Source organism: Pseudomonas viridiflava, from assembly GCF_001642795.1.
GTDB classification, from domain to species: Bacteria; Pseudomonadota; Gammaproteobacteria; order Pseudomonadales; family Pseudomonadaceae; genus Aquipseudomonas; species Aquipseudomonas viridiflava.
Window position 1 is genome coordinate 23,564 of the sequence record NZ_LKEH01000026.1, and the last position, 26,848, is coordinate 50,411.

Sequence of the window (26,848 nt, forward strand, 5' to 3'; positions counted from 1 at the left end):
TAACAAGAACAACACGGCGGAGGCGCAGCTAACTGATTCTTTTGGAGAGGAGTTGTATTTGGGGCTTGCCCCGCAACCAGGCCGAGAACAACAAAAACTACCCTTAGGTAGAGCCTGAACTGGTTGGATCGAATGATCATTGCAACGCAGCGACCAAAGCAATCCGTTTGCTCTTGACTCCCGATTGGGAGGTTTCACAGACGAAAGTCTCGTGAATGGGCACTCAACAAAAACAAGAAGCCCTAACAGAAAATAATAATAAAGAGCACACACTTTGGGGGAGCTTCGGCTCCCCCAGTAGCTTCCAGAGTAAAACCCGGCCGCACTTTCCCCGCCTTCAGCGACAGCTTCCTACACCATCCCTCGACTAAATGCTAGAATCCCCGCCCATCATGCGGTCATTCCACGTTTTTGGCCGAATATTCCTTCAAACAGTGCATCCCATGCTGAAGAAGCTGTTCCAGTCATTTCGCTCTCCACTGCGCAAGCCGCAGCAACACACGCGCACCACGCCTGAAGTGCTCAATAGCGGCCAGCATTCGCTGCAGCGCGGTCAGTTCAGTCGCTACGCCGTCAATATCGTCGAGCGCCTGCAGAACGCAGGCTACCAGGCCTATCTGGTCGGTGGCTGCGTCCGTGACATGATGCTCAATATCACGCCCAAGGATTTCGACGTCGCCACCAGCGCCACGCCGGAACAGGTGCGTGCCGAGTTTCGCAACGCCCGCATCATTGGCCGCCGCTTCAAGCTGGTCCATATCCACTTCGGTCGAGAAATCATCGAAGTCGCAACGTTCCGCGCCAATCATCCACAGGATGACGAAGAAGAGGACAGCAATCAGTCCTCGCGCAACGAAAGCGGGCGCATCCTGCGTGACAACGTGTACGGCACCCTTGAAGAGGACGCCCAGCGTCGCGACTTCACGATCAATGCCCTGTATTACGACCCGGTTACCGAGCGCGTGCTGGATTACGCCAACGGCGTGCACGATATCCGCAATCGCCTGATCCGCCTGATTGGCGATCCCGAGCAGCGCTACAAGGAAGACCCGGTGCGCATGCTGCGTGCCGTGCGTTTCGCCGCCAAGCTGGATTTCGGCATTGAAAAGCACAGCGCCCTGCCGATTCGTCCTCTGGCCGCCATGCTGCGTGATATTCCGTCGGCGCGCCTGTTCGAAGAAGTGCTCAAGCTGTTCCTTTCCGGTCATGCCGCATCGACGTTCGAAATGCTGGTAGATCTGGAGCTGTTCGAACCGCTGTTCCCGGCCAGCTCCAAGGCGCTGGAATACAACCCGACCTACACGCACACACTGATCAGCAACGCTTTGATCAACACTGATCTGCGCATCAAGCAGAACAAGCCGGTCACTCCGGCCTTCCTGTTTGCTGCCCTGCTGTGGCCCGCCCTGCCTGCCAAGGTGCTGCGCGCCCAGGAACGCGGCATGCCGCCGATCGCCGCGATGCAGGAAGCGGCACATGAACTGATCATCGAACAATGCCAGCGCATCGCGATTCCGAAGCGCTTCACCATGCCGATCCGCGAGATCTGGGACATGCAGGAGCGCTTGCCACGTCGCTCCGGCAAACGCGCCGATCTGCTGCTCGACAACTCACGCTTCCGCGCCGGTTACGACTTCCTGCTGCTGCGCGAATCCGCAGGCGAACAGACTGATGGTCTGGGCCAGTGGTGGACCGATTATCAGGAGTGCAATGAAAGCGAGCGCCGCGATATGATTCGCGACCTGAGCGGCAAGCCTGAAGCCGCCGGGGCCGCGCCGCGCAAACGTCGTCGCACCAGCGGCGCAAAGCGCAAGCGCACCGGTGCCGAGACATCCGGCGGTGAGTAACACGTTGTTCAAAACCGAACGCGTCTATATCGGCCTGGGCAGCAACCTTGCAGACCCGGCCGAACAACTGCGCAGCGCCCTCAAGGCACTGGAGCAGTTGCCGGGCAGCCAACTGGCGGGCGCCTCATCGTTTTACGTCAGCGACTCGCTGCTCCCCGGCCAACCGCGCTTCACCAACGCGGTCGCCGCACTGGACACGTCTCTCGCCCCGCTGGTCTTGCTCGACGCGCTTCAGTCCATCGAACTGGATCAGGGCCGTGAGCGCCACGAGCGCTGGGGCCCGCGCACACTGGATCTGGATATCCTGCTGTTCGGCAACCACCTGATCGACGAACCCCGTCTCAAGGTGCCGCATTACCACATGCAGGAAAGACCGTTCGTGCTGTACCCGCTGGCCGAGCTGGCACCTGGGCTGATCCTCGCAGACGGTCGCGAACTGGGTCAGTTGCTGAGTAATTGCCCGTTCGTTGGCCTGGAACGTTTGCCCGCTCAGGCGTAGTGTCCTCCTGCCACCCGTTACCCTTGCTGTAACCGCCCCGGCAAACGGTAACACCCGCAATTGACTTCACGCCCCCTCCTCACGAAGATAGGCCTCCCGCCGCCACCCCTGTGGCGAACGGGCGCGAAACAGGCCTTTGCAAAACACCGCGACACGACGGTGTGCCTGCTTTTCCAGGATGACTCTCACGCGCTGAGTCCCGCAGTTTTCAGCGCCTGATGGAGGACTTTACATGCCGAACATAACCGTTACGTCGCTGCTGGGTATGAAACAGAAAGGTGAAAAGATCACCATGCTGACCTGCTACGACGCAACCTTCGCCCACGCTGCCAGTCAGGCGGGCGTCGAAGTGCTGCTGATAGGTGACTCGCTGGGCATGGTCCTGCAGGGTCATGACAGCACGCTGCCTGTTACCACTGCGGAAATGGCTTACCACGTCGCCTGCGTCAAACGCGGCAACCAGGGTGCGCTGATCCTCGCTGACCTGCCGTTCATGGCCAACGCCACCCTCGACCAGACCTTTATCAACAGCACCACGCTGATGCAGGCTGGTGCGCACATGGTCAAGGTCGAAGGCGCTGCCTGGCTGGCCGAGTCGATCCGTTTGCTGGCAGAGCGCGGTATTCCGGTCTGCGCCCACATGGGCCTGACGCCACAGTCGGTGAATGTGCTGGGCGGTTACAAGGTGCAGGGTCGCCTGGAAACACAGGCACGCCAGATGCGTGCCGATGCCATTACGCTGGAACAGGCCGGTGCGGCGATGATTCTGCTCGAATGCGTGCCGAGCGAATTGGCAGAGGAAATTACCCACGCGGTGAAGATCCCGGTCATCGGTATCGGCGCAGGCAGCGCCACCGACGGTCAGGTGCTGGTGTTGCACGACATGCTCGGCCTGTCCATCACCGGACGGGTTCCCAAGTTCGTGAAGAACTTCATGGTCGGCCAGCCTGATATCCAGTCGGCCATCCAGGCGTACGTCAGCGCCGTCAAAGACGTCAGCTTTCCAGCTATCGAACACGGATTCTCGGCATGATTACAGTCTCAACCGTTTCGGAACTGCGCGCAGCGGTCGCCAATGCACGCCGTGAAGGCAAACGCATCGGCCTGACGCCGACCATGGGCAACCTGCACAGTGGCCATGCCGCACTGGTCACTCGAGCGACTCAGTGCGCAGACTTCGTGGTCGCGACCATCTTCGTCAACCCTTTGCAGTTCGGCGCCAACGAAGACCTGGCCACCTACCCGCGCACATTGGCGGCAGATCAGGAACGCCTTCAGGAAGCAGGCTGTGACCTGCTGTTCACGCCCACCGTTGAAGAAATGTACCCCAACGGCATGGGCGTACAGACGCTCGTCAGCGTGCCGCTTGTTTCCGAAGGCCTGTGCGGCGCAAGTCGCCCCGGCCATTTCGACGGCGTCGCAACCGTTGTCAGCAAGCTGTTCAACATGGTCCAGCCCGATGTTGCGGTGTTCGGCGAAAAGGACTTTCAGCAACTGGCCGTGATTCGCGCCATGGTCCGCGACCTGAACATGCCGATCCAGATCATCGGCGAGCCGACAGTACGTGCCGACGACGGTCTGGCGCTGTCCTCACGCAACGGCTACCTGAACGAAGAACAACGTGCCGCTGCGCCCGCGCTCTACCGCGTGCTTCGCCAGATTGGTGAGGCGATCACCGCTGGCGAACAGGATTTCGACGGCCTGCTGCAGCGCAACGGGCAACAACTGGAAGCCGCAGGCTTTCGCATCGACTATCTGGAAATACGCGAGGCCACCGGTCTGCGACCGGCCACAGTGCAGGATCGCGACCTGGTCGTCATAGCCGCCGCGTTCATGGGCAAGACCCGCCTGATCGACAATCTGCACCTGATCAAGGAATAACAACAAGATGCACACCGTGATGCTCAAAGCCAAACTGCACCGCGCGGAAGTCACCCATGCGGTGCTCGACTATGAAGGCTCATGCGCCATCGATGGCGAGTGGCTGGACCTGTCGGGGATTCGCGAGTACGAACAGATCCAGATCTACAACATCGACAATGGCGAACGCTTCACCACCTATGCCATTCGCGGTGAAGAAGGTTCGCGCATGATTTCGGTGAACGGCGCCGCGGCGCACAAGGCGAAAGTCGGCGACCGGGTGATCATTTGCGCCTACGCTCATTATTCGGAAGCAGAACTGGTCCATTTCAAGCCACGCATGCTGTACATGGCGCCGGGCAATGAACTAAGCCACACCAGTAATGCCATACCCGTACAGTTTGCGTAACCGATTGCCGACAGCATTCAACTGAAAAGCCCGCCCGTTGTGTGAGAAATAGTACCGGGCTTACGTACGGCAAAGCGCAGACAAACAGGTAGACGAGGGCGTAGTCTGCGTAATGTGGCCAATGGGTCAAATCGCAACCTCGCTCCATAAAGCCCCAGAAGATCCAGTTAAGGAAACCCGCAGCGATGGCGTACTACCGCACTCCTTCCGATGTGACCGCTCTGCCCGCCTGGCAGGCGTTGAGTGAACACCGCAAAGCCATGCAGGATTTCAGCATGCGCGAGGCGTTCAATGCAGATCCCCAGCGCTTCAGTGAATTCACCCTGAGCAGTGCTGGCCTGTTCCTCGATTACTCGAAAAACCTGATTACCACCGAAACGCGTGACTTGCTGGTAAGCCTGGCCAATGAAGTGGGCCTGAAAGACGCGATCAAGGCACAGTATGACGGCGAGCTGGTCAATTCCTCCGAAGGCCGCCCTGCCCTGCACACGGCACTGCGTCGTCCTGTCGGCGACAAGCTGAAGGTCAATGGCGTCGACGTCATCCCGGATGTACACCGAGTGCTCAACCAGATGACTGAACTGGTCGGCCGCATCCACGACGGTCTGTGGCGCGGCTACACCGAAAAGCCGATTACTGACGTGGTCAATATCGGTATCGGTGGCTCCTTCCTCGGCCCGGAGTTGGTCTCCGAAGCACTGGTTGCCTACGCCCACAAAGGCGTTCGCTGCCATTATCTGGCGAACATCGACGGCAGTGAGTTCCACGAGCTGTCGATGAAGATTCGTGCAGAAACCACGCTGTTCATTGTTTCGTCGAAGTCGTTCAACACCCTCGAAACATTGAAGAACGCTCAGGCTGCACGCGCCTGGTATCTGGCGCAGGGTGGCTCCGAAGCGGAACTGCATCGTCACTTTATCGCGGTCTCCAGCAACAACGCTGCGGCTGTGGCCTTCGGTATTCGCGAAGAAAACATCTTCCCGATGTGGGACTGGGTCGGCGGTCGCTACTCGCTGTGGTCGGCGATCGGTCTGCCGATTGCACTGGCAATCGGCATGTCCAACTTCAAGGAACTGCTGTCCGGTGCCTACACCATGGACCAGCATTTCCAGAGCGCGCCGTTCGAGAAGAACATGCCGGTGCTATTGGCCTTGCTGGGTGTCTGGTACGGCAATTTCTGGAATGCGCAGAGCCATGCGATCCTGCCGTATGACCACTACCTGCGTAACATCACCAAGCATTTGCAGCAGCTGGACATGGAGTCCAACGGCAAGAGCGTGCGCCAGGATGGCACGCCAGTCTCTACCGACACCGGCCCGGTCATCTGGGGCGGCGTAGGCGCCAACGGTCAGCACGCGTATCACCAGCTGCTGCATCAAGGCACCCAGATGATCCCGGCCGACTTCATTGTGCCGATCGTCAGCTTCAACCCGGTTTCCGACCACCATCAGTGGCTGTACGCCAACTGCCTGTCGCAAAGCCAGGCCCTGATGATGGGCAAGACCAAGTCCGAGGCCGAAGCCGAACTGCGCGAAAAAGGCATGGCCGAAGACGAAGTGCAGAAGCTGGCACCGCACAAGGTCATCCCTGGCAACCGTCCGAGCAACACGCTGGTCGTCGAACGCATCAGCCCACGTCGTCTCGGCGCGCTGGTCGCGATGTATGAGCACAAGGTGTTCGTGCAAAGCGTGGTCTGGGGCACCAACGCCTTCGACCAGTGGGGCGTCGAGCTGGGCAAGGAAATGGGCAAGGCGGTCTACCATCGCTTGACCGGCGGCACCGAAGAGCCGGCTGATGATGCTTCGACCCAGGGCCTGATCAACTACTTCCGCGGTCGTCATCGCGGTTGATGCACCCTGTCTGATCCGATCGTGCTCATGCTCTGCGTGAGCACGATCAGCCTGCCATACCTCTCTACGCATTGAACCCCTCTCCCCACGCATGACTCCCATTTCTGTGGATCACAGAATAAGGAAGCCGTCATGTTCGATATCAGCGCTTTCCCCAAGGCCGACGCGGTGCGCAAAAATGCGCAGCTCAGCGAAGCCGACTATCAACGTCTCTATCGCCAATCGATCGATCATCCCGAAGAGTTCTGGGCCGAACAGGCCAACGCCTTTCTCGACTGGTCAGCCCCCTGGAGCCAGGTGCATCAGGCTGATCTCACCACAGGGCACGCCACCTGGTTTAAGGACGGCAAGCTCAACGTCAGCCACAACTGCATCGACCGCCACTTACCCGATCGAGCCGATCAGATCGCGATTATCTGGGAAGGCGACAACCCTTCCGAATCAGCCGAAATCACCTACAGCAAACTGCACCACCACGTTGCCCGGCTGGCGAACGTGCTGAAGATGCGTGGCGTGAAAAAAGGCGACCGTGTGTGCATCTACATGCCGATGATCCCCGAAGCCGCCTACGCCATGCTGGCCTGCGCGCGCATCGGCGCGGTGCATTCGGTCGTGTTTGGCGGCTTCTCGCCCGATGCGCTGCGTGACCGGATTCTCGACGCTGACTGCCGAACCGTGATTACCGCCGATGAAGGCATCCGTGGCGGCAAGTACATACCGCTCAAGGCCAATGTCGATCAAGCGCTGCAAAGTTGTCCCGATGTCAGCACGGTGCTGGTTGTCGAGCGCACCCAAGGCGAAATCGACTGGGTAAAAAACCGTGACATCTGGTATCACGAAGCGATTCACGGCGTTGGTCACGACTGCCCGCCGGAGCAGATGGATGCTGAAGATCCGCTGTTCATTCTGTATACCTCCGGCAGTACCGGAAAACCCAAGGGCGTGTTGCATACGACAGGCGGCTATCTGTTACAGGCGGCCATGACGCACAAACACGTCTTCGATTACCGGGATGGCGAGGTGTTCTGGTGCACGGCGGATGTCGGCTGGGTCACTGGGCACAGTTACATCGTCTACGGGCCGCTGGCCAATGGCGCGACCACATTGATGTTCGAGGGCGTTCCCAACTATCCCGATGCATCGCGTTTCTGGCAGGTCATCGACAAGCATCACGTGAATATCTTCTATACGGCACCCACTGCCCTGCGAGCGCTGATGCGTGAGGGCACGGGACCGCTGCAAGGATCATCCCGCGAGAGCCTGCGATTGCTGGGCAGTGTCGGCGAGCCGATCAACCCGGAAGCCTGGGAATGGTATTTTCATCAGGTTGGCAAACAGCGTTGCCCCATCGTCGATACCTGGTGGCAGACCGAAACCGGCGGCATCATGCTCACGCCTCTCCCCGGCCTCAGCCGGATCAAACCGGGCTGCGCCACCGCACCGCTGTTCGGGGTGCAGCCAGTGTTGCTCGACGAGCAAGGCAAGGAAATAGACGGACCCGGCAGCGGCCTGCTGGCAATCAAAGCGAGCTGGCCGGGGCAGATTCGCAGCGTGTACGGCGATCCGCAGCGCATGATCGATACCTATTTCAAACCCTTCCCCGGCTACTACTTCAACGGTGACGGCGCGCGACGTGACGCAGACGGCGATTACTGGATCACGGGCCGCGTGGATGACGTGATCAACGTCTCGGGGCATCGCATCGGCACGGCTGAAGTCGAAAGCGCGCTGGTCCTGCACGACAACATTGCCGAGGCCGCGGTCGTGGGTTATCCCCACGACGTAAAAGGCATGGGCATCTACGCTTTCGTCACGCCCATCAACGGGATCGACCCCAGTGATGATCTGAAAAAAGAATTGCTCGGTCATGTGAGCAAGGAGATCGGCAGTTTCGCCAAACCTGATCATGTGCAATGGGCATCAGCGCTGCCGAAAACCCGCTCGGGCAAGATCATGCGCCGCATTCTGCGCAAGATTGCCTGCAACGAACTCGACAGCCTTGGGGATACGTCTACCCTGGCAGATCCGGGCGTGGTTGAGGACCTGATCGACAAACGCTTGAATCGCTGAAGCGCACAAGGCATGGTCAGCGCCGCGCATGCAGTATTAATCCTGAGGGAACATGGAATTCATTCGCAGTCGTATCGAAGCTCAGGTGATCAATCTGACCGGCCTGTCACTGGGCCAGCTGGACCTGGAAAACCCCAAGGGCGACCCAGGTCTGTTCGGCCCGCAGGCTGTCTGCTGGAAAGTGCACGGCGACTTCACCAGCATGCTGGTCGGCGGTATCAGCGCACTGATGCTGCAGGCGCTGCATCCACTGGCGCTTGCCGGCATCTGGGACCACTCCAACTTTCGCGATGACATGCTCGGTCGTCTGCGGCGCACCGGGCAGTTTCTGTCGGGCACGACCTTTGGCTCGACTCAGGACGTCAACTGGCTGATAGAAAAAGTGCGCACCATCCATCTGCAAATCACTGGAACCGCTCCGGACGGCCGACCCTACGCAGCCAGCGATCCGGCTCTGCTGACCTGGGTGCACGTGGCCGAAGTCAGCAGTTTCATGGCAGCGCATCTGCGCTACGTAGACCCTCTGCTTTCAACGGCAGATCAGGACACCTACTACGCCGAGACCGCTGTGGTTGCCGAGCGGCTTGGAGCGCAGGACGTGCCGCGCTCACGCGATGCGATTGCCGACTACCTTGTCAGGGTTCGCAAAGACCTTGTGTGCGACGAGCGCAGCCGGGAAGTGCTGCGACTGCTGCTGGACGCGCCAGCGCCGAACTGGCTGGCCAAGCCTTTTGGCGTGCTGATGATGCAGGCCGGTATCGAGCTGTTGCCAACCTGGGCCAGCGACATGCTGGATGTTCCTCAGGGACCGGTGAAACGAAAGATGATCCGTTCAGGGGTAAACACCTGCGCACCTGTTTTGCGCTGGGCAGTGCGCGACGGCTCCTCTCATAGAGCCAGGCGACGAATGGGGCTCTGATCGAGGCGAAAAAGTGACCGACGGGTTCGCAGTTGGAAGGTTGATCCCCATCTGTGACACCATGAGCCACGTGATCACGGCAGGCCCCACTGATCGGCTCGCCATCCAAAAACAATGAGGATCCGCACCATGCAAGACGTCGTTATCGTTGCCGCCACCCGCACTGCCGTGGGCAGTTTTCAAGGCTCTCTGGCCACTGTCCCCGCTGTCGATCTGGGCGCTGCGGTCATTCGCCAGCTTCTGGAACAGACCGGCGTGGACGGTGCGCAGGTCGATGAGGTCATCATGGGCCAGGTGCTCACTGCCGGTGCCGGTCAGAACCCGGCGCGTCAGGCGGCTATCAAGGCTGGTCTGCCCTTCGCCGTACCGGCCATGACCCTGAACAAGGTCTGCGGTTCGGGTCTCAAGGCACTGCATCTGGCAACCCAGGCGATCCGCTGTGGCGACGCTGAAATCATCATTGCCGGCGGTCAGGAAAACATGAGCCTCGCCAACTACGTCCTGCCCGGCGCGCGCACCGGTCTGCGCATGGGCCACGCCACGATGATCGACACCATGATCAGCGATGGCCTCTGGGACGCCTTCAATGACTATCACATGGGCATCACTGCCGAAAATCTGGCTGAGAAGTACGAGATCAGCCGTGAGGCGCAGGATGCTTTCGCCGCGTCATCCCAGCAGAAAGCGATCGCTGCCATCGAAGGCGGACGCTTTGTCGATGAAATCACCCCGATCCTGATTCCGCAGCGTAAAGGCGACCCGCTGTCCTTCGCCACCGATGAACAACCACGCGCTGGCACCACCGCCGAAGCGCTGGCCAAGCTCAAGCCTGCGTTCAAGAAAGACGGGACGGTAACGGCCGGTAATGCGTCGTCGCTGAACGATGGCGCGGCGGCGGTCATGCTGATGAGCGCCGCAAAGGCTGAACAACTGGGCCTGCCTGTACTGGCGCGAATTGCAGGTTACGCCAACGCTGGCGTAGACCCGGCCATCATGGGCATCGGCCCGGTCAGCGCCACCCGCCGCTGCCTGGACAAGGCAGGCTGGACGCTGGAACAACTGGACCTGATCGAAGCCAACGAAGCCTTCGCAGCGCAATCGCTGTCGGTCGGCAAGGAACTGGGCCTGGATCCCGCGAAACTCAACGTCAACGGCGGCGCCATCGCCCTCGGCCATCCCATTGGCGCATCAGGCTGCCGCGTACTGGTCACCCTGTTGCACGAAATGATCAAACGCGACGCCAAAAAGGGTCTCGCGACTTTGTGCATTGGTGGCGGTCAGGGTGTGGCGCTGGCGTTGGCTCGATAAGTGACGCCTACTCCGGGCCGTGGGAGGCGGCTTGCCGGCGATGCAGTCGACGCGGTATCTCAGGATAAATCGCGTCATCGTTCATCGCCGGCAAGCCGCCTATTATCAAACACTCTGTAATCTACTGAATGCGTGCACGCCTGCTTATGCCCGGAGGGCGTGGGAGCTCTCGGAGGCTACGACGGCAGCGATGGGCTGCGCAGCGGCCCCAGATTGCCCCTGACACACTGCATGTGAATGTGCAGGTTTTGCTACCGATTCCCGGCAGATCGCCGGCAAGCCGCCTCCCACAGTCCCGTGTTTACTGCCTGACAGTGCTACAGGAAGACGTGGTGGCGCCTCCCACAGAAAAGGCGTTTACATCTACGAACAGGTATCTGCTGTGAGACGCGAAGGCGTCGTTTGCAGCGATGCATCTCCAGACTGCCAGTAACTGGTAAACTCCCGCGCCTCATTCCATCCAGCCCGAGGCGCGTTGTATGTCTTCCTTGAATCAGGCGCTCAGCGTCGCCCTCGATAATCGTCAGCGCCTGCTGGGCGAACTTCATGAGCAAGGGACCGATTGTTATCGTCTGTTCCATGGCAGCCAGGAGGGTGCGAGCGGCCTGACCATCGACCGTTATGGCCCGCAGCTGCTGGTGCAGAGCTTTCACACAGGGCTTGATCGCGAAGCGCTGCTCGAGCTGCATGCACAGGTGAACCGTCATCTGGGGCTGGAAACACTGCTGGTATACAACGATCGTACGCAGGGCAATTCGCGTATTGATCGTCAGGACGCCGTCTACAAGGCCGATGATGCCGCGCTTGAAGATCAGGTCGGTCACGAGTGGGGCTTGAATTATCGGGTCCGTGGTCGCCATGCCGGGCAGGATCCGCTGCTGTTTCTCGACCTGCGTAATACGCGCGGCTGGGTCAAAGAGCACAGCGCAGGCAAAAGTGTCCTCAACCTGTTCGCTTATACCTGCGGCGTCGGGCTGAGCGCCGCGGCCGGTGGTGCGAGCGAGGTGTGCAATCTGGATTTTGCCGAGGGCAATCTGGCCGTCGGCCGCGAGAATGGCGCGCTGAATCCGCAACTGCCGACCATGCAGTTCATCCAGTCGGATTACTTTCCGGCGATCCGCCAACTGGCTGGCCTGCCGGTTTCGGCGCGACGCAGCCAGAAACTGCCTGATTACATCAAGCTGCAGCCACGCCAGTACGATCTGGTGCTTCTGGATCCACCTGCCTGGGCCAAGAGCGCATTCGGCACCGTCGACCTGTTGCGCGACTACCAGAGCCTGCTCAAGCCTGCGCTGTTGAGCACCGCAGATGACGGCGTGCTGATCTGCTGCAACAACCTGGCGAAGGTCAGCATGGAAGACTGGCGCGAACAGGTGCTGCGCTGCGCCACCAAGGCGGGTCGTCCGGTGCGCGAATGGCAGGTAATGAAGCCTGCCGAGGATTTTCCGTCCATGGATAATCAGCCGCCCCTGAAAACCCTGATCCTGCAATTCTAGATCGCCGGAATACCAGAAACTTCCTACGAGCAAGGTCGGCAGTGGCTTGGGAACCGAACAGGCATGCCATACTCCAAGCACCTCCGAAACAGCGAGACGCCGTAGCCCATGTCCAGAGGATTGAAAATCACGTTTGGCTCCCTGCTGACCGTGATCGTGCTCTACAGCCTGTTGGGGTTTTTCATCCTTCCGGGGATCGCTTTGCGAATCGCCAATCAGCAACTGGCGAATTATTCGACGGCGCCCGCAAAAATCGAGCGTCTGGAGTTCAACCCTTACACACTCGAACTGACCCTGTGGGGCCTGAACATCGGCACGCCAGGCCAGGAGCAGATCGCCTTCGAGAAGCTTTACGCCAATCTCCAATTCGACAGTCTCTGGACCCGCGCCCTGCACCTGCAGCGCGTCGAATTGCTGCAGCCCAAAACGGAGCTGCTGTTCGACAAGCAAGGCAAGCTGAACCTGGCGCAACTGTTTACATTCCCGGCCAGTGAGCCCGTCAAGGACGAGCCACCGAGCAAGCCGTTTCCGCTACGTATCGACGAAATAAAACTGGCTGACGGTTACCTGCATTTCCGCGACCTGCGCCCCAGCGAACCCATCGAGTTTCTTTACGACAAGCTGAACTTCGAGCTGAAGAACCTCAGCACGCTGCCCGAAGACAACGCCGACATGACTCTGGTCGCGGCAGGTCCTGATGGCGGGCAGATCGACTGGGTGGGACGCATCAGCATCGTGCCAATCACCTCTGAAGGCACACTGAAAGTCACTGACGGCAAGATGAAACTCTGGTGGCCTTACGTTCGCGACGCCCTGCCTCTGGCGCTTCAGGACGGCGTGCTGAATTTCAGCACCGCTTACACACTTGATCTGTCCAAGGAAACCGAATTCAAGCTGACCAACCTTTCTGCCAGTGTCGCGCCATTCGGGCTCAATGCACCCGACGGCCGCCCACTGGTGCGCCTCAAGCGTCTGGATGTCAGCGAAACCACGGTTGATCTGGCGCGGCAACACGTCAACGTTGGCAAGATCCGCAGCCAGGGCCTCGAAACCTGGGCAGCCCGTGAGGCGGACGGTCAACTGGACTGGCAGAAACTGTTTGCCAGCAAGCCCGGTAAACCCGCTGCACCGCAGAAACCGCCGGTCGATGAGAAAGCTGCAGAGCCTGCACCGGTCACCGATGCCTCGGCCAAGGCGACAGCAAGCTCCGGCAAGCCCGCAAAACCGTGGCAGGTGGTGCTGCGCGATGTTCAGCTTCGCAATTATCAGGTCCATCTGGCAGACCGCGTGCCCACAGAGCCTGTACTTCTGGATGTAGGCCCGCTGAATCTGGATGTGCAGAACTTCGACAGCCTCAACACGTCGCCTTTCACCCTCAAGCTCGACACCGGCCTGGGCAAGCAAGGCAATCTGACGGCAGCTGGCGAGGTCAATCTCAACCCGGTCACGGCGCAGTTGAACGTCACTACCCGTGACATCGATCTGCGACTGGCGCAGTCCTACATCAGCCCTTTCATCAAGCTTGAAATGCGCAGCGGCATGCTGGGCAGTGATCTCGCCGTCAACCTGAAAAGCACCGAACCGCTGGCGTTCAGCGTGACCGGCAAGGCACAAGTCAGTCAGCTCCATACGCTTGATACCCTCAAGCAGCGCGATTTCCTCAAATGGGAGAAGCTTGATCTGGAGGGCCTGGACTATCAGCATGGCACCAGCCTGTCGATTGCCAAGGTCAACATGCTGCAGCCTTACGCGCGCTTCATGATCAACGACGACCGCACCACCAACGTTGACGACCTGCTGATTCCACAGCCTGAAGATAAAAAACCGGCGACGACGTCGAAAACCACTGCCAAAAACACACCCAAAGCTCCCAAAGAGAATCCTCTGGGGATTTACGTGGGTGAGGTGAACATCAAGGATGGCTCGGCCAACTTTGCCGACCTGACGCTGACGCCCAATTTCTCCACGGCCGTGCAGCAGCTCAACGGGCGCATTGGCACCATCGACAATCGCCAGTCAAAACCGGCTCCGGTGAACATTGAAGGCAAAGTCGATCGCTACGCGCCAGTCACGATCAAAGGCAGTCTCAATCCGTTCGACCCGATGGCCAGTCTGGACATCGCGACGAGCTTCAAACGCGTCGAACTGACAACGCTGACGCCCTACTCGGGCAAGTTCGCCGGCTTCAGGATTCGCAAGGGTCGACTCAATCTTGACTTGCATTACCTGATCACCAACGGCCAGTTGAAGGCGCAGAACAAGGTGCTGGTGGAGCAACTGCAACTGGGCGAAAAGGTGGACAGCCCGGATGCGGTCGATCTGCCGATCCGTCTGGCGGTCGCGCTGCTCAAGGACACTCAGGGCCGCATCTCCATCGAACTGCCGATAGAGGGTGATCTGAACAACCCGCAATTCAGCGTGATGCCCATTGTCTGGCAAACCTTGCGCAACCTGGTGCTGCGTGCGGCTCAGGCACCGTTCAAGATGCTGGGCGGTCTGGTATCCGGTGGCAGCTCCGAGGACCTCGGTAACGTGAGTTTTGCGCCCGGCTCAAGCGACCTGAGCGCGGACACGCAAAAGGCGCTGGACAAGCTCTCTGCCGCCCTCAAGGAGCGTCCGACCCTGAAGCTTGAGATCGAAGGCACCAGCGCGGCCAGCAGCGACGGCCCGCTGATCGCTCGGCAGCGGCTGGAGCGTGAGTATCAGGCCACCTACTACAAGATCCTGCAGCGTCGCGGCGACAAGGTGCCTGCCCGGGCAGGCATGCTCCAAGTACCGGAAGACGAGAAGGCACCCATGCTTGAAGGCATCTACCGGGCGCGCCTGAAACAGCAGCCACCGGCCGAGTGGGCAAATCTGGGCAAGGAAGAACGCACCAACCAGATGCGTGCCGCCATGCTCAAGTTCTGGAGCGGCAATGAAGTCCTGTTACGCGAGCTGGGACAGAACCGCGCCAGCAGCATCAAGGATTATCTGGTCGACAAAGGAAAGCTCGAGGATGAGCGCGTCTACTTCGTCGATGCCCGCCTGGGTCAGGCGCAGGCGGACGGCAGTGTCATCAGCCCACTGCATCTGGATAGCGAGTAACTACCTTGCACAAGCCACTTCGATTCTCGCTGTACCTAGCCCTCCTCGTGATGACCGGGGCAACAACGCTCAACGCGCAGGCGGCTTCGACCTTGCGTTGCGGCAGCCAGTTGGTCAGTACAGGTGATAGAACCTTCGAGGTTCAGCAGAAATGCGGCGAGCCTGTCAGTCAGCAGGTGGTGAGCAGCAAAGAGGTCGTGAATTACTACCGTCAAACCGAAGAAGTCATTGTTGAAGAATGGGTCTACGGACCCAGCCATGGCATGTATCAGTACCTGCGCTTTGTGGGCGGCCGACTGACCGAAATCCAGAGCAAGCGCGGCAACTGATTCCTTTATTACCTTTTCCTTTCCCACAATAGAACAGGCCCCGACTCAAGAGCCGGGGCCTGTAATGGCTACATCCTTGTAGCCTCGCATGAACTTTCCATCGGTCAGATGACTGGGATGCTCATGGGCAGAAGCTGATTACTCAGCTTTCAGGCCAGCGGCGGAAACGTCTTTCACGCCTTTGATTTTCTTGGTGATTTCAACAGCCATTTTTTTCTGGCTATCGGTCACAGCAACTGTCGAGGACAGGGAAACCACGCCTTTGTTGGTCTCAACCTTGATGTCCGAACCTGGGATGCCTTTTTCAGTCAGCAGGTCAGCTTTGACTTTGGTGGTGATCCAGGTGTCAGAGGTATCTTCTTTGACTTCTTGAGTGGTGGTGTTAGCTGCCAGAACCATTGGAGATTGAACAGCGGTCTGTGCGAAAGCAGCGCCAGCCATGGTCAGAGTCAGGGTAGTAGCGGTAGCAGCAGCGATAACGAACTTCTTCATACGATAACTCCTGTTTTTCTCAAAATCTGCGCCAGCGTGTGGCGGCAGGGTTAACAGGTATATCGCAAGGGGTGTGCCAATCTCCGAAAGCTTGATAAATCCAATAAAATCAATGGGTTGAAAATTAAGCCATTTTACGAAATCGTGCAGATTGCCCGCTTCGTCTCGTTTACGCATGCAAGATGCATGTTTGAATCATGCTGCGTGAAGCATGGTCCTGTAAGCCTCTAATTGCGCTGATAAAAAAAGGACCCCGAAGGGTCCTTTTTCAATACCGCCTGATCAATCAGACGCCGGATGCTTTCGCAGCGGCTACGTCCTTGATCGACAGTTTGATACGGCCGCGGTTGTCCACATCCAGTACCAGTACTTCCACTTCCTGACCTTCTTTCAGAATGTCGGTCACTTTCTCGACGCGAGCATCGCTCAGCATGGAGATATGAACCAGACCGTCCTTGCCAGGCAGGATGTTGACGAATGCGCCGAAATCGACGATGCGCTCAACCTTGCCGACATAGATCTTGCCGATTTCCGCTTCTGCGGTGATACCCAGAACGCGCTGACGAGCTGCCTCGGCCGCTTCCTTGGATTCACCGAAGATCTTGATCGAGCCGTCGTCTTCGATATCGATCGAAGCCTTGGTCTCTTCACAGATTGCACGGATGGTCGCGCCGCCTTTACCGATGACGTCACGGATCTTGTCGGTGTCGATCTTCATCGCGATCATGGTCGGAGCGTTGGCCGACAGTTCGGTACGCGACTGACCGATGATCTGGTTCATCTGACCGAGGATGTTCAGGCGAGCTTCCAGGGCCTGGCCCAGGGCGATCTCCATGATCTCTTCGGTGATGCCCTTGATCTTGATGTCCATCTGCAGCGCGGTGACACCTTTGGCGGTACCGGCTACCTTGAAGTCCATGTCGCCCAGGTGGTCTTCGTCACCCAGGATGTCGGTCAGAACAGCGAACTTCTCGCCTTCCTTGACCAGACCCATGGCGATACCGGCAACCGGCGCCTTCATAGGTACGCCGGCGTCCATCAGTGCCAGGGAAGCACCGCAGACCGAAGCCATGGAGCTGGAGCCGTTGGACTCGGTGATTTCCGATACAACACGAATGGTGTACGGGAACACATCGGCGCCCGGCAGCATGGCCTGTACGCTGCGGCGTGCCAGACGGCCGTGACCGATTTCGCGACGGCCTGCGCCGCCCATACGACCACACTCGCCCACCGAGAACGGAGGGAAGTTGTAGTGCAGCATGAAGGGGTCTTTCTTCTCGCCTTCAAGGGTGTCGAGCAGCTGTGCGTCACGCGCGGTACCCAGCGTGGCAACGACCAGTGCCTGGGTTTCGCCGCGGGTGAACAGTGCCGAACCGTGAGTCTTTGGCAGAACGCCGACTTCGATGTTCAGAGGACGAACGGTGCGGGTGTCACGGCCATCGATACGCGGCTTGCCGTTGACGATGTTCTCGCGAACGGTACGGTATTCGATTTCACCGAAAGCGGCTTTGACTTCGCTGGCAGACGGGCTGCCTTCTTCGACAGCCAGCTTGGCAACGATCTGCTCACGCAGCTCGCCCAGACGCGCGTAACGGTCGGCCTTGATGGTGATGGTGTAGGCCTGGGAGATCGCTTCGCCGAACTCGGCACGGATCGCGCCCAGCAGTGCGGTCGCTTCAGGCTTCGGCTGCCAGGTCCAGGTAGGCTTGGCGGCTTCGGCAGCCAGCTCCTTGACTGCATTGATCACAACCTGGAACTCGTCGTGTGCGAACAGCACAGCGCCCAGCATCTGGTCTTCGGTCAGTTCCTTGGCTTCCGATTCAACCATCAGAACGGCTTCGGAAGTACCGGCTACGACCATGTCCAGGCTCGACGCCTGAAGCTGCTCGTAAGTCGGGTTCAGCAGGTAGCCGGTGCTCTCGTGGAAAGCAACGCGCGCAGCGCCGACCGGGCCATCGAACGGAATGCCGGAGATCGCCAGGGCAGCCGAAGTACCGATCATCGCAGCGATGTCCGGATCGGTTTTCTTGCTGGTGGAAACGACGGTGCAGACAACCTGCACTTCGTTCATGAAGCCTTCAGGGAACAGTGGGCGGATCGGGCGATCGATCAGACGCGAGGTGAGGGTTTCTTTCTCGGAAGGACGGCCTTCACGCTTGAAGAAACCGCCAGGAATTTTGCCGGCAGCGTAGGTCTTTTCCTGATAGTGCACAGACAGGGGGAAGAAGCCTTTGCTGGCGTCGGCTTGCTTGGCGCCGACAACAGTCACCAACACGCTGACGTCGTCGTCAACGGTGACCAATACTGCGCCGGAGGCCTGACGGGCGATACGGCCTGTCTCGAGGGTTACGGTCGATTGACCGAACTGAAACTTCTTGATTACCGGGTTCACGGTTTCCTACCTTTCTTTGTGGCTCTTGGGGAACTGGTTTCTTGCGAATTCTTGGGCAGCGTGGGGAATCGGCCCCTTCCACAGTCCAGATAAAACTTGAGGCTGGGAGCCTGCCCGAACCACCGGGTAAACCCGATGATTCGCGACAGACAACCAACCTCTAGCAACGTCGTTATTAGCGACGCAGACCCAGACGACCGATCAGGGCGCTGTAACGGCTAACGTCCTTACCTTTCAGGTAATCCAGCAGCTTGCGGCGCTGGTTTACCATACGGATCAGACCACGACGCGAGTGGTGGTCCTTACCGTTGGCCTTGAAGTGGCCTTGCAGTTTGTTGATGTTGGCGGTCAGCAGTGCAACTTGCACTTCTGGCGAACCAGTGTCACCAACAGCTTGCTGGTAGTCGGTTACGATCTGAGCTTTTTCTTCAACGCTGAGTGCCATGTGGGCAATCCTTTTATTCAAGGAACCGCTTCCGAAGAAACGTTTCCAACAGGCCGAGGACAGATCCTCGTATTAAAAAAAGAGGCTTGACCGTGCCTGTTGACAGCCATCCTCGTTCCCTCCCATCTGCAGGCTGGCCTGACGATGGACGGGTTCCGGTCACTCTGACCGAATCAATCGACGCGGCGCAATACGCCCGTCTTCACTGACTTCACCGATACCGATGAAGCGACCTTCATGATCCTGCACCCGCACCATGCCGAACTTTGGCGCGTCCGGTGCTCTCACTGGCTGACCATGCAACCAGTAGAACGAACTGTGCTCCGAAAACTTCAGCAGCGGCCAGTCAAGCAGGCCACTGTCCGAAGGCATCAGGAAGCGGTCTACCGCTTCATTACCGCCGTCGGCATGCACCTGCTCAAGCTCTTCCAGCGTGACCGTCTGGGCCAGACTGAACGGTCCGGCCTGGGTACGACGCAGTTCTGCGACGTAGGCACCACAACCGAGCTGCTCACCGATATCCTCGACCAGGGTCCGGATATAGGTGCCTTTGCTGCAATCGACCGACAGACGTGCCGTGTCGCCTTCGCAGGCAAGCAATTCCAAGCGCGCAATAGTAACAGAACGGGGCTCGCGCTCCACTACTTCCCCTGCACGTGCCAGCTTGTAAAGAGGCTGTCCGTCCCGCTTGAGGGCGGAGTACATCGGCGGTATCTGGCTGATTTGCCCACGAAAAGCGGGCAATGCGGCTTCGATATCGTCACGACCAACGGTCACGGGACGCGTCAGCAGAACATCGCCTTCGGAGTCGCCCGTGGTCGTGGTCTTGCCGAGTTGCATCATGGTTTCGTAGGACTTGTCCGAATCGAGCAGGTATTGCGAAAACTTGGTGGCCTCACCGAAGCACAAGGGCAATACACCCGTTGCCAGCGGATCGAGGCTGCCAGTGTGGCCAGCCTTCTCGGCATTGAGCAACCAGCGAACCTTCTGCAAGGCCGCGTTGGAGGTAAAACCCAGCGGCTTGTCGAGCAGGATGATCCCGCTGACGTTGCGGCGTATACGCTTGACCTGAGCCACCCTTTACTCCTCGGTACTTTCAGGCTTGACGCCTTGTGGCGCAGAACCTTCCTGGTGCTGCCCGTCTTCGGCCACGGCCCGCTCGATCAATGCCGAGAGGTGGGCGCCACGCACGACGCTTTCGTCGTAGTGGAAGTGCAACTGCGGCACGCTGCGCAGCTTCATTTCACGCGCCAGCTGCATGCGCAGGAAGCCTGCGGCAGAGTTGAGCACCTTGATGCTCTGCGCGATTTCCTCAGCGCTGTCCTGGCCCATGACGGTCATGAAAATCTTGGCATGACCCACGTCGCGGCTGACATCGACAGCGGTGATGGTGACCAGACCCACACGAGGGTCCTTGATTTCGCGACGGATCAGCTGAGCCAGCTCGCGCTGCATCTGATCGCCAATACGTTGGGTGCGGCTATATTCTTTTGCCATGTTTGTTACCTGTTACTGATCCGGGACCAAACCCTGACAGTCTGAAAGCGGCAAACGCCCGGCCTGACAAATGCCAGACCGGGCGTTGCGTTGAGAGCCCATGATGAAGACAGCGGCATTTGCATGCGATGTTTCACCATGGCTCCTGAAGCTCGCGATTTAGAGGCTGCGAGCCACTTGGACCTTCTCGAAGACTTCGATCTTGTCACCGACCTTGACGTCGTTGTAGCTCTTGACGCCGATACCGCATTCCATGCCGGCACGCACTTCGGCAGCGTCGTCCTTGAAGCGGCGCAGGGATTCCAGCTCGCCTTCAAAGATAACGATGTCTTCACGCAGTACGCGGATTGGACGGTTACGGTGAACAACGCCTTCCAGCACCATACAACCTGCGATCGCGCCGAATTTCGGCGAACGGAACACATCGCGGACTTCGGCGATACCCAGGATGTTCTCCCGGACGTCGCTGCCAAGCATGCCGGTGAGGGCCTTCTTGACGTCTTCGATGATGTCGTAGATCACGTTGTAATAACGCATGTCCAGACCTTCCTGCTCGACGATCTTGCGAGCGCCGGCATCGGCACGCACGTTGAAGCCGAACAGTACAGCGTTGGAGGCCAGTGCCAGGTTGGCGTCGCTCTCGGTGATACCACCGACACCGCCACCGACTACGCGCACTTGCACTTCATCGTTACCCAGGCCGCCGAGGGCACCCTGCAATGCTTCCAGAGAACCGCGGACGTCGGATTTGAGGACGATATTGAGCGTCTTCTTCTCTTCCTGCCCCATGTTCTCGAAGATGTTTTCGAGCTTGCCGGCATGAGCACGAGCCAGTTTGACCTCGCGGAACTTGCCTTGGCGGAACAGAGCGACTTCACGGGCTTTCTTCTCGTCAGCCAGTACAGACATCTCGTCGCCAGCGTCCGGCGTGCCATCAAGACCCAGGATTTCGACCGGAATCGAAGGACCTGCTTCTTTGACCGGCTTGCCGTTCTCGTCGAGCATGGCGCGGATACGACCGAAGTTCGAACCGACCAGAACCATGTCGCCCTGACGCAGCGTACCGTCCTGAACCAGAACCGTCGCAACCGGGCCACGGCCCTTGTCCAGACGGGACTCGACAACCACACCACGGCCAGGAGCCGAAGGCGTTGCCTTGAGTTCCAGAACTTCGGCCTGCAGCAGAACGGCTTCGAGCAGTTCGTCAACGCCGGTACCCATCTTCGCGGAGACCGATACGAACGGCGTATCACCGCCCCACTCTTCGGATGTCACGCCATGAACCGACAACTCGCTACGGATGCGATCGAGATCTGCGCCCGGCTTGTCGATCTTGTTCACGGCAACCACCAGAGGCACGCCAGCAGCAACAGCATGCTGAACCGCTTCGATGGTCTGTGGCATCACGCCGTCGTCCGCCGCAACCACCAGGATCACGATGTCCGTCGCCTTGGCACCACGGGCACGCATTGCGGTAAACGCAGCGTGGCCCGGGGTGTCGAGGAAGGTGACCATGCCGCGTTCGGTTTCAACGTGGTAGGCACCGATGTGCTGGGTGATACCACCGGCTTCGCCAGCAGCGACCTTGGCACGACGGATGTAGTCGAGCAGGGAAGTCTTACCGTGGTCAACGTGGCCCATTACGGTCACGACGGGTGCACGGGAGAACGTCTCGCCTTCGAACTTCAACGATTCAGCCAGGGAATCTTCCAGGGCATTGTCGCTGACCAGCGTGACCTTGTGGCCCAGCTCTTCGGCGATCAACTGGGCAGTTTCCTGATCCAGTACCTGGTTGATGGTCACCGGAGTGCCCATCTTGAACATGAACTTGATGACTTCGGCAGCCTTGACCGACATCTGCGCAGACAATTCGCCGACAGTGATGGTCTCGCCGATGGCAACGTCACGAACCACAGGGCCGGTAGGGCTCTGGAAACCGTGCGCATTGCGCTTCTTCAGCTTGGACTTGCCACGACCACCACGACGGAAACCATCGCTTTCTTCGTCGGTAGTGCGAGGGGCAACGCGTGGAGCCGGAGCCTTCTCTTTGACCGAAGCGCGATGAGGCGCGTTCTTGCGGTCGCCATCGCCACCACGGGCATTGCGATCATCGGCGCGCGGCTTGTCCGGGCGACGCTGGTCGTCACGCTTGCGGACTTCAACGGTCGGCGTTGCGTTCGGATGTGCCGGAGCAGGAGCCGCAGACGCTTCACGCGCAGGCTCGGCAGCGGCAACAGGCTGGGCAGCTGCGGGTGCAGGTTGCTCGGCAGTCTGTGCAGCAGCAGGCTGGCGCGGCGCTTCTTCTTCGCGACGCTTGGCTTCTTCTTCAGCCTTTTGACGTGCGGCATTTTCTACCGCACGGCGCTCGTCCATCTCACGCTTGCGCTCGGCTTCGATTTCTTCCGGGCTGCGCTGTACGAAGACTTTCTTCTTGCGCACTTCAACGCTGATGCTCTTGCTGCCAGCAACGCGCAGGGTGCTGGTGGTCTTGCGCTGCAAAGTGATCTTGCGCGGCTCTTCCACCTTGGCCTTGTGACCGCTTTTCAAATGCGTCAACAGGGCTTGTTTTTCGTTATCGGTCACAACTTGCTCGGCGGCGGTGTGCGGCAGACCTGCCTCACGCATCTGCTGTAACAGGCGCTCTACCGGTGTGTCGACCACTTTGGCCAGTTCTTTCACCGTGACTTGCGTCATGCACTTCTCTCCTCAGGCCGCGCCTACTTACTCGAACCAATGGGCTCGGGCGGCCATGATCAACTTGCCGGCACGATCATCGTCAATGCCGTCGATGTCGAGCAGGTCATCTATAGACTGCTCGGCCAGGTCTTCGCGGGTAACTACGCCGCGCACCGCCAGTTCCATCGCCAAATCCTTGTCCATACCCTCAAGCGAGAGCAGGTCTTCGGCCGGATGGGCGTCTGCCAGCTTTTCCTCAGTAGCGATGGCTTTAGTCAACAAACGATCCTTGGCACGAGCGCGAAGCTCGTTGACGATGTCTTCGTCAAAGCCGTCGATGTTGAGCATTTCTTCCAACGGTACGTAGGCAATCTCTTCCAGGCTGGTAAAGCCTTCATCAACCAGAACCTGTGCCAGTTCTTCATCGACTTCCAGCTCTTCGATGAAGTTGCGCAGGATGTCACCGGTTTCAGCTTGCTGCTTGGCCTGGATGTCCGATTCGGTCATTACGTTCAGGGTCCAGCCAGTCAACTGACTTGCCAGACGCACGTTCTGACCGCCACGACCAATCGCCTGGGCCAGGTTGTCCGCGCCAACCGCGATGTCCATTGCATGCGCATCTTCATCTACGATGATTGCCGCTACTTCAGCAGGGGACATTGCATTGATCACGAACTGTGCCGGGTTATCGTCCCAAAGCACGATATCCACACGCTCGCCACCCAGCTCGCCGGAAACGGCCTGAACTCGCGAACCACGCATGCCGATGCAGGCGCCTTGCGGATCGATTCGTTTGTCCTTGGAGCGAACAGCGATTTTTGCACGCGAACCCGGGTCACGGGAGGCAGCCATCACCTCGATCAGACCTTCGGCAATTTCCGGTACTTCGATACGGAAAAGCTCGATCAGCATCTCTGGCGCAGTACGCGACAGGATCAGCTGAGGGCCACGGTTTTCGGTGCGGATTTCCTTGAGCAGCGCTCGAACGCGAACACCCACCCGGAAAGTCTCCCGGGAAATGATGTCTTCACGAGCCAGCAGTGCTTCGGCATTGTTGCCAAGGTCAACGATGACATTGTCACGCGTAACCTTTTTGACAGTACCGGAAATGATTTCGCCCAGACGCTCACGGTAGGCGTCGACAACCTGAGCACGCTCAGCCTCACGAACCTTCTGCACAATGACTTGCTTGGCGGTCTGCGCGGCAATACGGCCGAACTCGATGGAGTCGATTTTCTCTTCGATCAGATCGCCAGCAACGGCGCCCGGCTTTTTGGCCTGGGCCTGATCAACAGCCAACTCGTAGGCCGGATCGTCCAGATCTTCGTCTTCGACCACTGTCCAGCGACGGAAAGTCTCGTAGTTACCCGTGTGACGGTTGATTTCCACACGCAGTTCAACTTCATCTTCAAAACGCTTCTTGGTAGCAGTGGCAAGCGCCAGCTCCAGTGCTTCGAAAATTACACCTGCCGGAACGCCCTTTTCATTGGACACCGACTCAACAACCAGCAGTACTTCTTTGCTCATCGTACGCCTCGCCTTTCGCAAGCCATTGGATCCGCGGGATCCGCAGTATCTGGCACGTCTCAGTCAAACGTGGGAATAATGTTGGCCTTGTCGATCAAGTCGATCGGCAACAGGTATTCGTGATCTTCTACATGCACCACGACGTCCTGCTCCTCCACCCCGCGGAGAAGGCCTTGAAAGTTGCGTCGGCCATCGAAGGGCGAGCGCAGCTTTATTTTCACTTGTTCCCCAGCGTGCAAAGCAAACTGTTCAAGAGTGAACAGTGGGCGGTCCATGCCGGGAGAAGACACCTCAAGCGTGTATTCGGCAGCGATTGGATCTTCTACGTCCAACACACCACTGATCTGGCGACTGACGATTTCGCAGTCCTCCACCAGAACACCACCTTCCTTGTCGATATAAATGCGCAGCAGTGAATGTCGGCCCTGGGAAAGAAACTCTATTCCCCAGCATTGATAGCCAAGAGCCTCGACCACCGGGGCCAACAAGGCCTGCAACTGTTCTAGCTTGCTCGACACCTGAACCCCCTCGTGCATGCTTTAAAAATAAAAAAATGGGCAAAAGCCCATCCATGAGAACGCCGCTGAACATCGACGTCATGTACTGTCCAGCTAACAAAAAGCCCCTGAAAAGGGGCTCCGCTAAAACTGGTTGCGGGGGCTGGATTTGAACCAACGACCTTCGGGTTATGAGCCCGACGAGCTACCAAGCTGCTCCACCCCGCGACAAAGCTGGGGCGGAAGTATACGACCGATCCATCTATGGGTCAATCGAACATCCACCTACAAGAAAGCCCGCTAGTGCGGGCTCTCCTGTTCAATTGGTACCGAGAAGGGGACTCGAACCCCTACACCCTATGGGCACAACCACCTCAAGGTTGCGTGTCTACCAATTCCACCACCTCGGCATTACAACTCTTTTTGGCGACCTCAAGAACATCGCCTGAATTCTTTTACTTCTGCTCTGGAGCCTGAGGTACGTCAGCTGGAACAACAGCTGGCTTTTGCCCTTCGAGCACCGGCACATCATCTGCCGCCGGCTTTTGCTTCACTTCCAGTACCGCTGGATCTGGCAACCCTACTTGAGTCAGCTGTTGAGCTTTCTCTTTAGCAAAGTAACCTAACCCCAAGCTGGTTATGAAAAAACATGCGGCAAGTATAGCAGTAAACTTACTCAGAAAGGTAGAGGTTCCTTGCCCTCCGAAGACAGTATTTGATGCACCTGCTCCGAAAGACGCACCTGCGTCCGCACCTTTACCCTGCTGCAGCAATACCAGAGCAACAACGCCCAGAGCGCCCAACAGATGAAAAACGACTACGACTGTTTCCAGCATTTTTTCAGTTTCCCGCGGCGCGACAGATCGCACCGAACTCATCTGCATTCAGGGAGGCACCACCAATGAGCCCCCCATCGATATCCGGCATGCTGAATAACTCGACCGCATTGGTCGACTTAACGCTGCCGCCATAAAGAAGTCGCACGCCTTGTGCGACTTCGGCATTCTTTTCCGCCAGCCTGGCGCGAATGGCTGCGTGAACTTCCTGCGCCTCTTCAGGCGAAGCAGTCAGTCCGGTGCCAATGGCCCAGACCGGCTCGTACGCGATAACCGCATTCACGAACGCTTCAACACCAAACTCGGCAATGACGCTGTCCAGCTGGCGACCGACCACTTCAAGTGTCTGGCCCGCCTGACGCTCCTCCAGGGTTTCACCAATGCAAAGCACCGGCGTAAGACCTTCAGCCTGGATGGCTGCAAACTTGCGATTAAGCACATCGTCCTGCTCGCCAATCAACTGACGACGCTCGGAGTGCCCTACCAAGACCAGCTTGCAACCCGCATCAGCCAACTGACTCGATGCAACTTCGCCTGTCAGTGCGCCCTGCGCAGCCTGTATCGCTGCATCCTGAGCGCCGACGATGATCGACGTCGCTTCAAGCGCCTGAATCACCTGACCGATGAACAGACTCGAAGGCATCACGGCAACATCAACGTTGCCCGGCATCGATTGCAGGGCAAGACCCTTGGTCAGCTCAGCGACGCTGGCGCGGGTACCGTGCATTTTCCAGTTACCAGCTACCATTGGGCGACGCATGCTACACCTCGTGGGTCAAAGTGGGCGCAGATGTTACCCAACACTTAGAGCA

22 protein-coding genes and 2 tRNA genes are annotated in these 26,848 nt (G+C 58.6%); 12 read left to right on the forward strand and 12 right to left on the reverse strand.

The features are described 5' to 3' along the window. Positions 1-443 precede the first annotated feature (443 nt). The 12 genes from AO065_RS13030 to AO065_RS13085 all read left to right on the forward strand — a co-directional run bounded on the left by AO065_RS13030 (position 444) and on the right by AO065_RS13085 (position 15,674). The gene (locus AO065_RS13030) at positions 444-1,847 is read left to right on the forward strand and encodes a polynucleotide adenylyltransferase PcnB (RefSeq protein WP_004879938.1); all 1,404 of its coding nucleotides are present in this window, start codon (positions 444-446) and stop codon (positions 1,845-1,847) included. Continuing rightward, positions 1,840-2,346, forward strand: a complete 507-nt coding sequence (gene folK / locus AO065_RS13035) for a 2-amino-4-hydroxy-6-hydroxymethyldihydropteridine diphosphokinase (protein WP_004879940.1) — start codon at positions 1,840-1,842, stop codon at positions 2,344-2,346. The genes AO065_RS13030 and folK overlap by 8 nt, the downstream gene beginning before the upstream one ends. A 232-nt stretch (positions 2,347-2,578) precedes the next feature. Continuing rightward, a complete protein-coding gene (gene panB, locus AO065_RS13040; RefSeq protein WP_004879941.1) occupies positions 2,579-3,379 on the forward strand; it encodes a 3-methyl-2-oxobutanoate hydroxymethyltransferase in 801 nt (266 codons plus the stop codon). Continuing rightward, positions 3,376-4,227 carry a pantoate--beta-alanine ligase gene (gene panC / locus AO065_RS13045; protein WP_004879943.1) on the forward strand — a complete coding sequence of 284 codons (852 nt, stop codon included), beginning with the start codon at positions 3,376-3,378 and terminating at the stop codon, positions 4,225-4,227. The genes panB and panC overlap by 4 nt, the downstream gene beginning before the upstream one ends. Positions 4,228-4,234: 7 nt before the next feature. Further along, complete coding sequence (panD, locus tag AO065_RS13050) at positions 4,235-4,615, forward strand: aspartate 1-decarboxylase (RefSeq protein ID WP_004879946.1); 381 nt, start codon at positions 4,235-4,237, stop codon at positions 4,613-4,615. Between the two features lie 185 nt (positions 4,616-4,800). Next, positions 4,801-6,465, forward strand: coding sequence for a glucose-6-phosphate isomerase (gene pgi / locus AO065_RS13055; protein WP_004879949.1), 1,665 nt, complete (start codon positions 4,801-4,803; stop codon positions 6,463-6,465). Between the two features lie 132 nt (positions 6,466-6,597). Then, entirely contained in the window at positions 6,598-8,535 is a 1,938-nt protein-coding gene (acs, locus tag AO065_RS13060; RefSeq protein ID WP_004879951.1) for an acetate--CoA ligase, read from the forward strand. A 52-nt stretch (positions 8,536-8,587) separates the two neighbouring features. Then, on the forward strand, positions 8,588-9,454 hold the full coding sequence (locus tag AO065_RS13065) for an oxygenase MpaB family protein (RefSeq protein ID WP_004879953.1): 867 nt from the start codon (positions 8,588-8,590) through the stop codon (positions 9,452-9,454). 129 nt (positions 9,455-9,583) lie between these two features. Then, positions 9,584-10,762, forward strand: coding sequence for an acetyl-CoA C-acetyltransferase (locus AO065_RS13070; RefSeq protein WP_004879954.1), 1,179 nt, complete (start codon positions 9,584-9,586; stop codon positions 10,760-10,762). A 479-nt stretch (positions 10,763-11,241) separates the two neighbouring features. Beyond that, the gene (locus tag AO065_RS13075) at positions 11,242-12,258 is read left to right on the forward strand and encodes a class I SAM-dependent rRNA methyltransferase (RefSeq protein WP_004879960.1); all 1,017 of its coding nucleotides are present in this window, start codon (positions 11,242-11,244) and stop codon (positions 12,256-12,258) included. Between the two features lie 108 nt (positions 12,259-12,366). Then, positions 12,367-15,345: a DUF748 domain-containing protein gene (locus AO065_RS13080; RefSeq protein WP_004879963.1), complete on the forward strand. Its 2,979-nt coding sequence runs from the start codon at positions 12,367-12,369 to the stop codon at positions 15,343-15,345. Positions 15,346-15,395: 50 nt separating this feature from the next. Then, on the forward strand, positions 15,396-15,674 hold the full coding sequence (locus tag AO065_RS13085; RefSeq protein WP_004879964.1) for a DUF2845 domain-containing protein: 279 nt from the start codon (positions 15,396-15,398) through the stop codon (positions 15,672-15,674). Between the two features lie 138 nt (positions 15,675-15,812). On the opposite strand, the gene AO065_RS13090 is transcribed toward AO065_RS13085, so the two are convergent. The 12 genes from AO065_RS13090 to tpiA form a co-directional block, all read right to left on the reverse strand. Then, positions 15,813-16,166 carry a BON domain-containing protein gene (locus tag AO065_RS13090; protein ID WP_004879967.1) on the reverse strand — a complete coding sequence of 118 codons (354 nt, stop codon included), beginning with the start codon at positions 16,164-16,166 and terminating at the stop codon, positions 15,813-15,815. Positions 16,167-16,452: 286 nt separating this feature from the next. Then, on the reverse strand, positions 16,453-18,558 hold the full coding sequence (gene pnp, locus AO065_RS13095) for a polyribonucleotide nucleotidyltransferase (protein ID WP_004879969.1): 2,106 nt from the start codon (positions 18,556-18,558) through the stop codon (positions 16,453-16,455). Between the two features lie 175 nt (positions 18,559-18,733). Further along, the gene (gene rpsO / locus AO065_RS13100; protein WP_002555121.1) at positions 18,734-19,003 is read right to left on the reverse strand and encodes a 30S ribosomal protein S15; all 270 of its coding nucleotides are present in this window, start codon (positions 19,001-19,003) and stop codon (positions 18,734-18,736) included. Between the two features lie 159 nt (positions 19,004-19,162). Continuing rightward, positions 19,163-20,080 carry a tRNA pseudouridine(55) synthase TruB gene (gene truB / locus AO065_RS13105; protein ID WP_004879971.1) on the reverse strand — a complete coding sequence of 306 codons (918 nt, stop codon included), beginning with the start codon at positions 20,078-20,080 and terminating at the stop codon, positions 19,163-19,165. Positions 20,081-20,083: 3 nt separating this feature from the next. Next, complete coding sequence (rbfA, locus tag AO065_RS13110; protein WP_004879974.1) at positions 20,084-20,500, reverse strand: 30S ribosome-binding factor RbfA; 417 nt, start codon at positions 20,498-20,500, stop codon at positions 20,084-20,086. A 159-nt stretch (positions 20,501-20,659) separates the two neighbouring features. Continuing rightward, positions 20,660-23,194 (reverse strand): translation initiation factor IF-2, encoded by a 2,535-nt coding sequence (gene infB, locus AO065_RS13115; RefSeq protein WP_004879975.1) that lies wholly within the window; start codon positions 23,192-23,194, stop codon positions 20,660-20,662. A gap of 27 nt (positions 23,195-23,221) precedes the next feature. Further along, positions 23,222-24,703: a transcription termination factor NusA gene (nusA, locus tag AO065_RS13120; RefSeq protein WP_004879977.1), complete on the reverse strand. Its 1,482-nt coding sequence runs from the start codon at positions 24,701-24,703 to the stop codon at positions 23,222-23,224. Between the two features lie 59 nt (positions 24,704-24,762). After that, positions 24,763-25,221 (reverse strand): ribosome maturation factor RimP, encoded by a 459-nt coding sequence (gene rimP / locus AO065_RS13125; RefSeq protein WP_004879978.1) that lies wholly within the window; start codon positions 25,219-25,221, stop codon positions 24,763-24,765. Between the two features lie 130 nt (positions 25,222-25,351). Beyond that, positions 25,352-25,428, reverse strand: a tRNA-Met gene (locus AO065_RS13130). 96 nt (positions 25,429-25,524) lie between these two features. Continuing rightward, positions 25,525-25,610, reverse strand: a tRNA-Leu gene (locus AO065_RS13135). A gap of 45 nt (positions 25,611-25,655) precedes the next feature. Beyond that, entirely contained in the window at positions 25,656-26,036 is a 381-nt protein-coding gene (secG, locus tag AO065_RS13140) for a preprotein translocase subunit SecG (protein WP_004879981.1), read from the reverse strand. A gap of 4 nt (positions 26,037-26,040) precedes the next feature. After that, a complete protein-coding gene (gene tpiA, locus AO065_RS13145) occupies positions 26,041-26,796 on the reverse strand; it encodes a triose-phosphate isomerase (RefSeq protein ID WP_004879982.1) in 756 nt (251 codons plus the stop codon). Between the last annotated feature and the right edge of the window lie 52 nt (positions 26,797-26,848).

Bases quoted from the DNA above. Each gene is read 5' to 3' on its own strand.
- AO065_RS13075 (WP_004879960.1), top strand. From the start codon at position 11,242: ATGTCTTCCTTGAATCAGGCGCTCAGCGTCGCCCTCGATAATCGTCAG.
- AO065_RS13030 (WP_004879938.1), top strand. From the start codon at position 444: ATGCTGAAGAAGCTGTTCCAGTCATTTCGCTCTCCACTGCGCAAGCCG.
- secG (WP_004879981.1), bottom strand. From the start codon at position 26,036: ATGCTGGAAACAGTCGTAGTCGTTTTTCATCTGTTGGGCGCTCTGGGC.
- nusA (WP_004879977.1), bottom strand. From the start codon at position 24,703: ATGAGCAAAGAAGTACTGCTGGTTGTTGAGTCGGTGTCCAATGAAAAG.
- pgi (WP_004879949.1), top strand. From the start codon at position 4,801: ATGGCGTACTACCGCACTCCTTCCGATGTGACCGCTCTGCCCGCCTGG.
- panB (WP_004879941.1), top strand. From the start codon at position 2,579: ATGCCGAACATAACCGTTACGTCGCTGCTGGGTATGAAACAGAAAGGT.
- infB (WP_004879975.1), bottom strand. From the start codon at position 23,194: ATGACGCAAGTCACGGTGAAAGAACTGGCCAAAGTGGTCGACACACCG.
- AO065_RS13065 (WP_004879953.1), top strand. From the start codon at position 8,588: ATGGAATTCATTCGCAGTCGTATCGAAGCTCAGGTGATCAATCTGACC.
- rbfA (WP_004879974.1), bottom strand. From the start codon at position 20,500: ATGGCAAAAGAATATAGCCGCACCCAACGTATTGGCGATCAGATGCAG.
- panC (WP_004879943.1), top strand. From the start codon at position 3,376: ATGATTACAGTCTCAACCGTTTCGGAACTGCGCGCAGCGGTCGCCAAT.
- panD (WP_004879946.1), top strand. From the start codon at position 4,235: ATGCACACCGTGATGCTCAAAGCCAAACTGCACCGCGCGGAAGTCACC.
- AO065_RS13090 (WP_004879967.1), bottom strand. From the start codon at position 16,166: ATGAAGAAGTTCGTTATCGCTGCTGCTACCGCTACTACCCTGACTCTG.
- AO065_RS13070 (WP_004879954.1), top strand. From the start codon at position 9,584: ATGCAAGACGTCGTTATCGTTGCCGCCACCCGCACTGCCGTGGGCAGT.
- rpsO (WP_002555121.1), bottom strand. From the start codon at position 19,003: ATGGCACTCAGCGTTGAAGAAAAAGCTCAGATCGTAACCGACTACCAG.
- AO065_RS13080 (WP_004879963.1), top strand. From the start codon at position 12,367: ATGTCCAGAGGATTGAAAATCACGTTTGGCTCCCTGCTGACCGTGATC.
- AO065_RS13085 (WP_004879964.1), top strand. From the start codon at position 15,396: ATGACCGGGGCAACAACGCTCAACGCGCAGGCGGCTTCGACCTTGCGT.
- tpiA (WP_004879982.1), bottom strand. From the start codon at position 26,796: ATGCGTCGCCCAATGGTAGCTGGTAACTGGAAAATGCACGGTACCCGC.
- acs (WP_004879951.1), top strand. From the start codon at position 6,598: ATGTTCGATATCAGCGCTTTCCCCAAGGCCGACGCGGTGCGCAAAAAT.